At 55.3% G+C, this 12,409-nt stretch carries 10 protein-coding genes and 1 riboswitch; of the genes, 4 read left to right on the top strand and 6 right to left on the bottom strand.

What is annotated here, in order from left to right; translation table 11 throughout:
- Positions 1-9: 9 nt before the first annotated feature.
- Positions 10-1,458, top strand: coding sequence for a cardiolipin synthase (cls, locus tag AC27IT_RS16620; RefSeq protein ID WP_005827542.1), 1,449 nt, complete (start codon positions 10-12; stop codon positions 1,456-1,458).
- 117 nt (positions 1,459-1,575) lie between these two features.
- Here cls and AC27IT_RS16615 read toward each other — a convergent pair whose 3' ends face one another.
- The 4 genes from AC27IT_RS16615 to AC27IT_RS16600 all read right to left on the bottom strand — a co-directional run bounded on the left by AC27IT_RS16615 (position 1,576) and on the right by AC27IT_RS16600 (position 5,210).
- Complete coding sequence (locus AC27IT_RS16615) at positions 1,576-2,181, bottom strand: helix-turn-helix domain-containing protein (protein ID WP_487091924.1); 606 nt, start codon at positions 2,179-2,181, stop codon at positions 1,576-1,578.
- Between the two features lie 48 nt (positions 2,182-2,229).
- Positions 2,230-2,613, bottom strand: coding sequence for an OsmC family protein (locus AC27IT_RS16610; protein ID WP_025843691.1), 384 nt, complete (start codon positions 2,611-2,613; stop codon positions 2,230-2,232).
- Positions 2,614-2,774: 161 nt separating this feature from the next.
- Positions 2,775-4,412: a M20/M25/M40 family metallo-hydrolase gene (locus tag AC27IT_RS16605; RefSeq protein WP_122953097.1), complete on the bottom strand. Its 1,638-nt coding sequence runs from the start codon at positions 4,410-4,412 to the stop codon at positions 2,775-2,777.
- A gap of 57 nt (positions 4,413-4,469) precedes the next feature.
- Positions 4,470-5,210 (bottom strand): IclR family transcriptional regulator, encoded by a 741-nt coding sequence (locus AC27IT_RS16600; RefSeq protein ID WP_283858411.1) that lies wholly within the window; start codon positions 5,208-5,210, stop codon positions 4,470-4,472.
- Between the two features lie 436 nt (positions 5,211-5,646).
- On the opposite strand from AC27IT_RS16600, the gene AC27IT_RS16595 reads away from it, so the two are divergent.
- Complete coding sequence (locus tag AC27IT_RS16595) at positions 5,647-6,411, top strand: dimethylarginine dimethylaminohydrolase family protein (protein ID WP_025843689.1); 765 nt, start codon at positions 5,647-5,649, stop codon at positions 6,409-6,411.
- 63 nt (positions 6,412-6,474) lie between these two features.
- Entirely contained in the window at positions 6,475-7,884 is a 1,410-nt protein-coding gene (locus AC27IT_RS16590) for an amino acid permease (protein WP_005827554.1), read from the top strand.
- Between the two features lie 83 nt (positions 7,885-7,967).
- Here AC27IT_RS16590 and AC27IT_RS16585 read toward each other — a convergent pair whose 3' ends face one another.
- Both AC27IT_RS16585 and AC27IT_RS16580 read right to left on the bottom strand, forming a co-directional pair.
- Positions 7,968-9,284 (bottom strand): D-arabinono-1,4-lactone oxidase, encoded by a 1,317-nt coding sequence (locus tag AC27IT_RS16585; protein WP_487091923.1) that lies wholly within the window; start codon positions 9,282-9,284, stop codon positions 7,968-7,970.
- Complete coding sequence (locus AC27IT_RS16580) at positions 9,272-10,459, bottom strand: amino acid deaminase/aldolase (RefSeq protein WP_221843061.1); 1,188 nt, start codon at positions 10,457-10,459, stop codon at positions 9,272-9,274. Before AC27IT_RS16580 ends, AC27IT_RS16585 begins: the two co-directional genes overlap by 13 nt.
- 282 nt (positions 10,460-10,741) lie before the next feature.
- A riboswitch (purine riboswitch) is annotated at positions 10,742-10,841 on the top strand.
- Positions 10,842-10,972: 131 nt separating this feature from the next.
- On the opposite strand from AC27IT_RS16580, the gene AC27IT_RS16575 reads away from it, so the two are divergent.
- Positions 10,973-12,406 (top strand): NAD(P)/FAD-dependent oxidoreductase, encoded by a 1,434-nt coding sequence (locus AC27IT_RS16575; RefSeq protein WP_487091922.1) that lies wholly within the window; start codon positions 10,973-10,975, stop codon positions 12,404-12,406.
- The last annotated feature ends 3 nt before the right edge of the window (positions 12,407-12,409 follow it).

Genomic DNA, 12,409 nt, shown 5'->3' with positions numbered 1-12,409 from the left:
TGTGGTGTGATGTTGTTGCTGGAGCAAATTGTGGCGGTCATTACGATAGGGAATCTGATCTTGGCCGCTGTTCTCATCTTCATGGAGAGGCGCAACATTGCGGCTACCTGGGCCTGGCTGATGGTTCTTCTGTTTTTGCCGGGTATCGGGTTTCTCCTCTATCTGATTTTTGGGCAAAGACTGAGCAAGAAAAAGCTGTATCGGCTGCGCCAGGGAGAGTTTTCCCATTTCCGTGCGGCTGTCGACAAGCAGAAGAAGCTGTTGGAGCAGGGCGAGCTGCAGGTGAACGATCCGGAGATGAAGCGGCATCGCGACATGATTTTCATGAACGTGGTGAGCGACGGCGCCTACTATACACAGGACAATGCCGTCCAGGTGTTCGCCGAAGGGCACAGCTTGTTCGACCTCATGTTCAGGCAGATTGAGGAGGCCAAGGAGCACGTTCATTTACTCTACTATATTTTCAATGATGATGAACTTGGGACGCGGCTGTTGGAGCTGTTGACGAAAAAGGCGCGGGAAGGCGTAGAGGTCAGGCTGCTCTATGATGCGGTCGGATCGGCGGGCGTCTCTTCCCGGTTTTTCCGGCCATTGGTAGAGGCAGGCGGAGAAGTCGTCTCGTTTTTTCCTTCGTCGATTCCGTTCCTCAATTTCCGGGTCAATTTTCGCAACCATCGCAAGCTGACGATCATTGACGGAAAAAGCGGCTATATTGGCGGCTTCAACATCGGCGACGAATATTTGGGCAAGGACAAGAAGCTGGGGTACTGGCGGGATACGCACCTGCAAATTGAGGGGAAAGCCGTTTACATGCTGCAGGCGCGCTTTTTCCTGGATTGGAATTTGTCCGCCCCGAAAAGAATGCAGGAGTCGTTCGACTACTTCCCGGAGATGCCGGAGCCAAAGGGCACAATCGGCTGCCAGATCGTGTCGAGCGGGCCAAATTCGGAAAAGCAGCAGATCAAGCACGCGTTTTTGAAAATGATCTACAAGGCGCGCCACAAGATTTATTTGCAGACCCCGTACTTCATACCGGACGACAGCATGCTGACCGCGTTGAAAATGGCTGCGATGTCCGGGGTGGACGTGCGCGTGATGGTGCCGGGCAGGCCGGACCACCTGATGGTTTTCTGGGCGACGCACTCCTACCTGGGCGAGTTGTTGAAAAGCGGCGTGCGCTGCTATTTGTACGAAAAAGGCTTCATGCACGCCAAGACGATGGTGGTCGACACCCAGCTTTCCTCGGTAGGGACGGCGAACGTCGACATCCGCAGCTTCAAGCTCAATTTTGAAACCAATGTGTTCTTGTACGATTCGCAGATGGCGCGGCAGTTGGAGGAGCTGTTCGTGGCAGACCTCGCCGATTGCCGGGAAATGACGGTGGAAGAGTATTTCAACCGCCCGCTTCGCACGCGTATGCAAGAATCATTGACGCGATTGTTGTCTCCGATTTTATAAACAGAATAAGGACCCTCTGGCCTTGTGGATTTTCGCGGGGCAGAGGGTCCTTTTGCATGTGCATGGTTTAGGCAGGGGCACGGACTGCTGCTTGCGGCAGCCGCCAGCGGGACAGGGCTACGGTTTTTTCGCTCCGCGCAGCAGCTTCTTCGCCTGGTCCATCCGGTAGCCGGTCACATATTCAATCGGGCTTTTGCCGATGTTCTTTTTGAAAACCTCGGTGTAGTAGCGCGGTGTCAGTCCGGCCTTGTTCGCCAGATCGGCCGGAAGAGAGCGGCGCTGCAAAATTCGCATGGATGTAGGAAAGCGTCTGCTCGATTGCTTTTGTCGAATCGACTGAAGGTTGCGTGCTGGCGGCGCTCCAGATCGTGTGCAGCAGTTGCTGAAAACGGATCTGATTTTGCAGGAGGTCCAGCGGATTTGTGCTCTGCTGGTCGGCCTGCAAGGCGAGGACAAGCTCTGTGCAGCGATGGAGTGAGTGAAGCTGATAGCTGTCTTCGTGCGGCTTCCAGGAGCGGCTGGGCGAGTAGCTGCCGGGCGCGGTTTCATCTGGTTCCAGGACATCGAAAAAGAGCGCGAAAAAAGACAGGGATGCTCCGCTGGCGGCTGCGACGGAAGCGACAGCCCCCTCGGCGGCAAAACGACGTGCTGCATGCTTTTCAGGAGGAACAAGGCCGCAGCCAAAAAGGGAGGAGAAGGATTTTTTGCGTGCTGGTCGCCCATGATGACCTCTCCTTTCCAAAAATGATGGCGCATAGGGAACCGAGCCGATCAGGAAACCAGCTCAAAAGACTCGGTCACGACGATGCTGCCTTTTACCGACTGGACCATCGGGCAGTTTTTGCTGGCGGCTTCTACAGCTTTTTGCACTCGTTCCTGCTTCAAGTTTTCCCCGGTAATGATGAAGTGCAGGTGAATTTTCTCGACGCGGTTTGCCTCTGCCTCGTTGCGTGTGACATCGGCTGTGATTTTCATATCGGTGCACGGCATTCTCATCTTGTCCAACACTTTGCGCAGCACGCCGCCGCTGCAAACGGCAATCGAGGAGACCAGCAACTGGTACGGGCGAAAGCCGTATGCTTCATCGCCGGAGACGTGCAGGTCGCCGTACGATAAATGGGTGACGAATCCTTTTTCTTTTGCTTCAAAGTTCATGACGAGTCCTCCTCAGCGATCACTTTTCTTCATTATAAAGAAAAAGCGGGGGGCAAGGCAGAAAAAAAGCGCCGGAAAACAGCAAGGCTCTTACGCGTGAGACGGCAGCCAGCCGCGGCGACGTAAGAACCTTTCTGTTTGGAAGCGGGGAAAAAGCTATCTCATTCCTTTGCCGCCTGCCCATTTTGCAGCAGAGACTGGATGCAGCGAGGCAGCATGTCTTTTAACGTGTCGAATGCGTAGTCCACATCGAGCCGCTCCGTCCATTGATGCGCATCGCGGCCTACAGGGCCGAGGTTCATGACGGGCACGTCAAAAGCTTCCAGCTCCTGTAGCGGGATGGAGTAGCCGTTGTCCCACAGCGGCATGTTGGCGACCAGTGGCTGCATGGAGGCTGCCGGGTATTGCAGTCCGACGTAGCTCAGGTCGGAGATGCCGCCGAAGTAGTTTTGTTTGCGCAAAGTGACCTGGTGCTGTTCCCGCGCATACGCCTCCATCTCGGCCACTGTTTTCTGGATCAGCGGGTGATTGCGCGAGCTGACAGCCGGGTAAAACGGCGGAGCGAAGAACAGGATTATCATCGGAGACAACTCTTTGCAGAGAATCGCCAGTCGATCAACCAGCTCGATGGTCGTGTCGCGATCGTCTTTGTCGTGGCGGTTGGCGATGACGTCTGCCTCGAGCTGGCGCAGCTTGTCCTCGCCGTATGTTTTCAGGGCGTACGTGTACAACTCCTCGTAGGTCATTACGGAGATGGACAGGTCACGCGGGCTAAAAGGAGCAAAATTGGCGAACTGGCTGGCATGGCGAAGGTAGTTTTCCCGGATGCGCTCGGCTACATTTCGCGCTGCGTCCAGGAGCGGCTCCACGACTTCCTCCATCTTCTTTTCCAAAAGGAACAGGTTGAACAGCGTCACGGCGCGATGCGGAATTTGCACCGAGTACTCTTTTTTCAAGTCTTTTTGAATCAGGTTGGTAGGAGGCGGGGAAGCTTCCCCCTCGACGACTTCGCAAAAAGAAGTGTTCAGCTCCAACTCGCACGTAATCTGCGAGGCCATGTAGTTGCCGTTCAGCCCGGCAAACGGCTCGCCCACGTGCGTTTCTTTTCCGTAGCACAAAAAGCCCGGCAGCACCTTGCCGATGGAGCCAGTGTACAAATACTTGTTTTGGTCGCCCGGGAAACGGGTGAACATCGGCTCCGAATTGAGCACAGTCGTGTAGCGCAAATCAAATTCTGCGGCAATTTTCAACAGCTCAGGGACAGCCGCGCGCATGCCGACAGAGTTTACTTCCTCGTCGGGAACGGTCAGCAAGAGCAGGTTGCCGTCAAATTCCCCGGCGCACGCCCGCTCGATCATCGACATGTGCAGGGCGAGCCCGCATTTCATATCCATCGTCCCACGGCCAAACAGCCAGTTGCCTGTGCGCAAATCTTGCTGAACTTCGGCAGGCATGTCAGCTTGGTTTTGCTGGAAGAGCGGAGTGAGCGTTTTCGGGTCAAAGGCGTGCTTCATCCAGCCGCCGTAATCCTCGACATCGACCACATCGAAGTGGCTGACCAAAATCACGGTGTCGCGCACGCCCGGCTTTTTGACGAGAGCGGTGACAAAGTGCCGTCCATCCTCGGTCGGGTTGGCCCGGACATGGTCGGGATTGGCCTGGTAGTAAGGCAGTGAGCGGAGCTGATCGACGACGTAACCGGGCAAGTCTTTTTCGGCAGGCGATCCGGTCACGCTCGGGATGTTGACCAGGTTGCACAGGAGATCGACGAGTTGTTCTTTTGTCTGCCATTTTTGCATGATAAATGCCTCCGTTTTCCGTATAGTGAAAACCATTTCCGTTTGGTGGGTAAAAAATTAAGGCAATGCGCCGATCTTATGGGAAATTTCCTTGGCGCTTTGTCTGGCCCGCTCAATCAGGGTGGACAAAAGCTCGTCGGTGATGCGATAGCTGGGGACGCCGATGCTCAATGCGCCGACTACCCGCTGATTGTAGCCGATGATGGGAGCCGCGATGGAAGCGGTACCTTCCGTTTTCTCCCCGTAGCTGACAGCGTATCCATTTTGCCTGATTTGCGGCAGCAGCAGAAGCAGTTCGCGGCGGCGCTCGGGTTCCGGGATCAGCGCGGCGACGATCCGTTCGGCTTCCTGTGGCTCCATGTTGGCCAGGATCGTTTTGTTGGCGGCTCCGATATGCAGCGGGATGCGCTCGCCCAAATTGTCGATGCTTCTCACCGTCATGGAGCTTTCCACCCGTTCGAGCACGATGGCGTCATGGCCGTGCGGAATATTCAGATAGACAGACTCGCGCACATCTGCCGCCAATTGCTCCATGACGGTTCTGGCGACTGCCCGCACATCAATTTTGTCCAAAATGCGCAGCCCGATCTCCATCCAGGTCAGGCCGACCTTGTATTGCTTGGTTTCCGGAACCTGCTGGATCAAGCCGTACTTCATCAGGCTGCTAATCAAACGGTGTACCGTACTGAGCGGGAGAGACGTTTTCTCAGCGATTTCCGAGATGGACCAGAGCGTTTTGCTCTCGTCAGATACCAGGACAAAGATGATGCTCATTGCCCGGTCAATCGATTGTACCAACGTGTTTCCCTCCTGGCTTTCTAGTGACGTAGGACTGCTTGCCAGTTGTCTCGCCAGCATTTTATGAGATCAATCTATCAGAATTGTTCAGGCGAATCAACAAGATTTCGAGCAGGTAAAAATTCATTGACAAAAAATTTAAAACTATTTTACATTAAGGGTGTGATTTTGTATTGTAGAAGCGATTCCACGATACGGAATAAAAGGTGGCGGCGTAAGGCAGCAAACGCACTGGCCGATCCAGGCAGAATGGCTTGCAGCCGAGCATGCCGCCGCCAAAGGCACGACGCTATCAGTGGCAGCGCACGGGCAGCAGGGCGCGGGCTTATGCGGAAGCGTTTCCAGGCAAAGCCGGTGCGCCTGAACGGAAGCGGGCACCTGAAACGATTTGCAGATCTCAAGAATGATTTCAAAAAAAGAAGGGAGAACGACTATCATGAGATTTTCTCGCGCGATTGTAAGAAAACCGGGGCAAAGCTATGTGAACGGCCTGACGACATCTGATCTCGGCAAGCCGGACTACGCTCTGGCGCTAAAGCAGCATGCTGCTTACATAGAGGCTTTGAAGCAAGCCGGTTTGGAAGTGATCGTTTTGGAAGCGGACGAGCGTTTCCCGGACTCCACATTCGTCGAAGATACGGCTGTCCTGACGGAAAAGTGCGCGGTTATCACCAACCCTGGCGCGGAAAGCCGCAACGGTGAGATCGAGGACATGAAGCAAGTGCTCCCACGCTTTTTTGACACGATTGAATATATTCAGGCTCCCGGCTTCCTCGATGGCGGCGACGTCATGCAGGTAGAAAACCATTTTTATGTGGGACTGTCCACGCGCACGAACGAGGAAGGCGCGAAGCAGTTCCGGGACATTCTCTCCAAGTACGGCTACGAAGTCACGATCGTTCCGCTGAAGGAGTTTTTCCATCTGAAAACCGGAATCGCCTACCTGGGCAACAACACCTTGGTACTGGCAGGCGAATTTATTGATTCCCCCGTGTTCAAAGACTACAAGCACCTGATCGTGGAAAAAGAAGCGGAGTATTCCACGAACTGCATCCACATCAACGACTACGTCATCATTCCGAAAGGCTACGACAGCACGAAAAAGCAAATTACGGATGCTGGCTACCAGGTGATCGAGCTGGAGATGTCCGAATTTCAGAAGCAAGACGGAGGATTGAGCTGCCTGTCCCTGCGCTTCTAACGCAGGCAGTTCCTTCCCGGCATCTTATTTTGCCATTCCCGAGCGGGGAAAGAGAGGGATCATATGAACGGTGGGATTCACAAGGACAAAGAGCTGCAGCGCTCGATGAAAAGCCGCCACCTGTTTATGCTGTCTTTGGGTGGGGTCATCGGAACGGGGCTTTTTCTGAACGCAGGCTATACGATCAACCAGGCGGGGCCGGGCGGTGCGCTCGTCGCGTTTCTCGTCGGAGGCATTTTGCTCTACCTGGTCATGACCTGCCTGGGTGAGCTGTCTGTGAAAATGCCTGTAACCGGCTCTTTTCAAACGTATGCGACGAAGTACATTGGCCCGGCCAGCGGCTTTACGCTCGGCTGGATGTACTGGCTCGGCTCTGCGACGACGGCTGGTGTGGAGTTTACCGCCGCCGGGATGGTCATGCAGAGATGGTTCCCGGATACGCCAATCTGGATTTGGTGCGCCCTGTTTATTCTTTTGCTGTTTACCTTCAACGCTTTGACAACGAAAGGATTCGCGGAAACCGAATACTGGTTTGCGGGGATCAAGGTGCTGGCTGTCCTCATCTTCATTATTGTCGGGCTAGGTGCTATTTTCGGTATTATCAGTATGGAAGGCCGGGAAGCCCCGTTCTTCACCAACTTTTCGGCGGAGGGCGGTCTGTTTCCGTTCGGGTTTACCATTGTCTTTGTCACGATGATGAACGTCGTGTTTTCCTACCAAGGCTCTGAGCTGATCGGGATTGCTGCGGGTGAAGCCGAGAACCCGCAAAAAAACATCCCGCGAGCGATCCGCAACGTCGTTTTCCGCATCCTCGTGTTCTACGTGGCTTCTGTGACGATCTTGTCCGCTCTGTTCCCGGCAAGCGAGCTGGGGCTATTGGAGAGTCCGTTCGTGACGGTGTTTGATTCTGTAGGGATTCCGTTTGCGGCAGATATCATGAACTTCGTCATCCTGACGGCGCTGTTGTCTGTCGGCAACTCGTGCCTGTACGCGGCCACGCGCTTGTTGTGGGCCTTGTCGCACAGCGGCATGGCGCATCCTGTATTCGGCAGGCTGACGAAAAGAAGCGTGCCGCTCAACAGCCTGCTGGCGACATTGGCTTTCTCGCTCTTGTCGCTGCTGACCAGCGTGATTGCTGCCGATACCGTTTATGTCCTGCTGATGTCTGTCTCCGGGATCGCGGTCACCTTCACCTGGATGGGCATTGCCCTGTCCCAATTCAACTTCCGCCGGACATATTTGCGGGAGGGCGGCAAGCTGGAGGATTTGCAGTTCGTGGCGCCGTTTTACCCGGTGATGCCGCTGCTGTGCCTGGCGTTGTGCACGTTCATCCTGATTTTCCCGGCGTTCGATCCGACGCAGCGAGTGGGGCTGTTCTACGGACTTGGCGCACTGGCGCTGTTTTATCTCTACTATTATGTGCGCTATGGCCGCGGCAAGAAAAGCAACCCGGACATCCCGACTCAAGGCTAAGCGCCCGACCAGACAAAATGCCCCTGCCACGGCAAATGGCAGGGGCATTTTTGCGTGCTCGGACATGCGAATGGCTCCAGGCGTCAGGAAAGCCCGAACAGCTCGGACAAGCACGGATTGACGAACATGCCTTCGGGATCGAGCCGCGAGCGGATGGCGAGGAAATCAGGCAGGCGCGGGTAGACTTGATGCAGCTCGTCGGCGGTCATGTTGTGCATTTTTCCCCAGTGCGGGCGGCCGCCATAACGCCGGAAAATTTGCTCCATGCGGGCGAAATACGCTTCATAGGGCATTCCTTTGTACATATGCACGGCGATAAAGGCACTGTCGCGCTCGTAGGCGGGGCTGAGCCAGATGTCGTCTTTTTTCACGTAGCGGCATTCCAGGGGGAAGTGAACGTTGAAGCGCTCCTGTTCGATGGCCTGGCGCATTTCCCGGATGGCCTCGCCCATATGCTCGGCGGGCAGGCAATATTCCATCTCGTAAAAGCGGACGAGGCGCGGGGTGGCGAACAGCTCGTGGCTGTTGCCGCTTTCGTTGACCGCCGGCACGCTTTGGGCGGACAGCCTGCTCACGGAGCGGGCGAGCGCGGGGCGCAGGCGGCAGCTTTCGGACAGCAGCCAAAACAGCCCGTTTTCCACGACCATTTTTTTCAGGTAGCTCCATTGCTGATTCGCGCTGGAAGGCTCCGAGGTTTCGTTCATGAATTTCACTTGCACGGTGTCGGAGTAAGGGAAGGAGAAAAACTCGAAATGGCGGTGTGATTGCTTGAAAGTATCCAGGGAGGACAAGCATTCGTCCAGCGGCATGCGCAGGCTCTGGTAGCGAAGACGGTAGGCGGGAAGAACACGGAGCTTGACGCGGACGATAATGCCAAGCAAGCCAAGCGAGACTTGCATCGCCTTGAACAGCTCCGGGTGCGATTGTTCCGACACCTCCAGCAGCTCGCCTGAGGCGGTGACGACGGTCAGTCCGACGACCTGTGTCGAGACGCTGCCGAATTGAATCCCGGTACCATGCGTTCCGGTGCTGACGGCTCCGGCGATGGACTGGGCGTTGATGTCGCCGAGATTTTCCTGGGAGTAGCCTGCTTGATGCAGGAGCGCCCCTAGCGCTTTCAGCTTGGTTCCGGCCCATACCTCGACGGTTTGCTGCTCGGGATCGACGCGGACGAGTCCTTGCAGGCGGTCCAGGGACAGCATGCACTCTTCTGTCTGTACCAGCCGGGTAAAGGAATGCCCGGAGCCAATGACGCGGATGCGCGTACCTGCTTCCTTGCAGGCACGGACGATGGAGACGACCTCGTCCAGCGATTGCGGCAGCGCGATTTGCCGCGGCTGGCTTTGCACATTTCCTGTCCAGTTGCGAAAGCGGTTTGCCTTTTTGCTTATAGAAAGCATTGTCCATCCCCCCGATAGGTCGTCATTTCCTCGACAACTTTTCCGCCTGAAACACAGTAGAGCCGTGAAAAGCGTTCGCATAGTTCTCCCGCTTTGGCGTGGCGAAAAAAGACGGGATCGCCCAACTGCAACGTCTCCATGCCGCGATACTGGATGGGCGTCTGCACTTCGCCGGCGCCCTCGTTGGGCATAAGCCGAACGCCCGTTGGCAAATACGGCTTAGGCAAGCGATCCGCCCCTGCGGAACCGGAGGCGATATAGCCGCCGCCCGCGCATGTGTAAATATGCTCGGCAGGCTTGCGAATGATTTCCAGCGCAAATCCGGCAGCCGGTTGAAAATGAAAGTCCTGGTAGTAATCGAACAGGCCGGGCGAAAAAAAGCCGGAGCCGGCTGTCAGCTCGGTAACCGCGTCCTCTCTTCCCGTATGATGCAGGCTGCCCGTTCCCCCGCCGTTGACGAAGCGCAGCGAAATGCCCAGCTCGCCGATCGCCTTCACCAGCTCCGCTCTGCGATGAGCCACCTCCTTGACCGATTGCTGCTTCAGCAGGCGAATCAGGCTGTTTTTGAAAAATTGCCGGGGGTAGCGATCGCCGACGCCTGCGATTTGCGCTTCGTAGCCCATGATGCCGTCCAGTTTGAGGTGTTTGGAGGAAGCGACGCGGGAAGCAAGCGCGACGGCTTGTTCCAGCGAGCGCAGAGGGGAGCGCCACACGCCGAAATGCAGGCCCAATATATCGGACGACATGTCGATGTCCAGGCAGACGGGGAAAATGACGCCTTGCTCGCGGGCGATTTGCTCCAGATGCTCCACGTGCGAGACAGAGTCGATCATGAGGGTGAGGGAGCGCCCTTGCTGGATTTGCTCGCCAAGCGCGATCAGCCAGCTTTTTTCCCAGACAGGATATCCCAGCAGCAAATCGTCAAAGCCCGCCGCGCACAAATGGAGCGCTTCGGGCGCGGAGAAGCACATCAGCCCGGAAAAGCAGTCGTCCAGTTGCAAAAGGTGTTTGAGAATACCGACGCTGCGGATGGATTTGCTGGCAATCCGAATCGGCTTTCCATTGCTTTGCAACCCGATTTGCTCTGCATTTTGCTCCAAAAGATCCAGGTCGACGAAGGCGAACGGCTTTGGAATACCGGCAAAGGCAGACTGGTAATAGCGATAATCCCGCATGGGCAAGCCTCATCCTTTTTGTATGAGAGTAGTAATACGAAAATGTTTCTTAAAATTCTATATATTCTATCTTTTTGTGTCGATTCCTCCCGGGTTTTTCGGAGGGACTCACCGGAAATGACGAACGTTCGGATGTAATGTTCGGATTTTGCTTTGTGAAACCGTTTTTCAATCGTATTTTTTATATTAAAAAAATGTAAACACGAATAAATGGGCTGAAGAATATTGACTTGATTCAGCTTATACGCTACTATACATATTGTTGTTGGCTACAAGACTGGCTTGATGAATACATGACAAATTCGTATATCCTCAAAGATATGGTTTGAGGGTCTCTACAGGGAACCGTAAATTCCCGGCTACGAATGAGGGTGTTTTTTGACATACCTTATTCGTCGGCCGGGAATTTTTTGCGTTGTCGTCTGTTGCCGCGGGCAGGGATAGACAGCGCAAGAGCCATCTATGCTTGGTGAAAGCCTAGTATTCCAACATGCTTACGGGGAGGAACTGGAAGTGAAGAAATACGATGCGATTGTGGTAGGAGCAGGACCAGCCGGAATTTTTACATGTTATGAGCTGACGCGAAAAGCGCCGAATGCCAAGGTGCTTCTCATTGATAAAGGGCACGACATTTACAGCAGACGCTGTCCGATCCTGGAAGAAAAAATCAAGCTTTGTCCGCCGCCTGCCGGGAAAAAGGACTATGCGGGCTGTCTGCCGGCCTGTTCGATTACCAGCGGTTTTGGTGGAGCAGGCGCCTACAGTGACGGCAAATTCAACATCACGACGGAGTTCGGCGGCTGGATGACGGATTACCTCAGTCCTTCCACTGTGCTTGGTCTAATCAAATACGTCGACGAAATCAACCTGGAGCACGGCGCGACCCGCACGATTACCGATCCGACGACAGAGACGATCAAAAGCATCGAGCAGCGCGGGTACGCGGCAGGGCTCAAGCTGCTGCGCGCACAGGTGCGCCATTTGGGCACAGAGCAAAACCTGGAGATTTTGCAGTCGATTTTTGAATATTTGAAGGAACGAATCGACATGATGTTCAAGACCGAGGTCGAGGACATTTTGACGGTCAAGGAAGACGGCGGCCATCGCGTGAGAGGCGTCGTCCTGAAAAACGGGGGAGAGTACGAGAGCGACTTTGTCGTGATCGGACCTGGCCGGGACGGCTCGGCTTGGCTGACCAACATCCTGAAAAAGCGCCACCTGAAAATGTACAACAACCAGGTGGACGTCGGGGTGCGCGTAGAGACGTCCGATGTCGTCATGCGCGAAATCAACGAGCATTTGTACGAGGGCAAGTTTATTTTCAACACATCCGTCGGCACGCGGGTCCGCACGTTTTGCAGCAATCCGTCCGGGCACGTCGTCGTGGAAAACCACAGCGGGGTCATGGCGGCAAACGGGCATTCCTACAAAGACCCGGCGCTCGGCTCGACCAATACGAACTTCGCGCTGCTCGTCTCGCATACGTTCACGGAACCTTTTGACAAGCCGAACGAGTACGCGCGCGAGATATGCAAACGCGCCAACGATTTGTCCAACGGCGGCGTGATCGTGCAAAAGTACGGCGATATTTTGCGGGCGCGCCGCTCTACGGAAGCGCGGATCAAGGAAGGCTTCCTCGAGCCGACCTTGAAGGAAGCCGTGCCGGGCGATCTCGGACTGGTGCTGCCTTACAATACGATGAAAAGCCTCATTGAAATGGTGGAAGCGCTGGACAAGGTCACGCCGGGAATTGCCTCGGAGCACACGCTGTTTTACGGCGTCGAAGCGAAATTTTACTCGGCGCGTCCCAAGCTGACAGAGGAGTTTGAGACGGAAATCAAAGGACTGTTCTGCGGGGGCGACGGGGCAGGGATCACGCGCGGACTGGCGCAGGCGGGTGCGGCAGGCGTCTGGATGGCGCGCAGCATGGTCAAACGGATGATGTAAACA

The sequence above is a fragment of the Brevibacillus sp. YAE8 genome (assembly GCF_057543335.1).
This window is presented reverse-complemented; position numbering and strand designations above follow the sequence as displayed.

What these genes read in the sequence shown, in the direction of transcription:
- cls (WP_005827542.1), top strand. Translation starts at nt 10, where the DNA reads ATGTTGTTGCTGGAGCAAATTGTGGCGGTCATTACGATAGGGAATCTG.
- AC27IT_RS16615 (WP_487091924.1), bottom strand. Translation starts at nt 2,181, where the DNA reads ATGGGCGACCAGCACGCAAAAAATCCTTCTCCTCCCTTTTTGGCTGCG.
- AC27IT_RS16610 (WP_025843691.1), bottom strand. Translation starts at nt 2,613, where the DNA reads ATGAACTTTGAAGCAAAAGAAAAAGGATTCGTCACCCATTTATCGTAC.
- AC27IT_RS16605 (WP_122953097.1), bottom strand. Translation starts at nt 4,412, where the DNA reads ATGCAAAAATGGCAGACAAAAGAACAACTCGTCGATCTCCTGTGCAAC.
- AC27IT_RS16595 (WP_025843689.1), top strand. Translation starts at nt 5,647, where the DNA reads ATGAGATTTTCTCGCGCGATTGTAAGAAAACCGGGGCAAAGCTATGTG.
- AC27IT_RS16590 (WP_005827554.1), top strand. Translation starts at nt 6,475, where the DNA reads ATGAACGGTGGGATTCACAAGGACAAAGAGCTGCAGCGCTCGATGAAA.
- AC27IT_RS16585 (WP_487091923.1), bottom strand. Translation starts at nt 9,284, where the DNA reads ATGCTTTCTATAAGCAAAAAGGCAAACCGCTTTCGCAACTGGACAGGA.
- AC27IT_RS16580 (WP_221843061.1), bottom strand. Translation starts at nt 10,459, where the DNA reads ATGCGGGATTATCGCTATTACCAGTCTGCCTTTGCCGGTATTCCAAAG.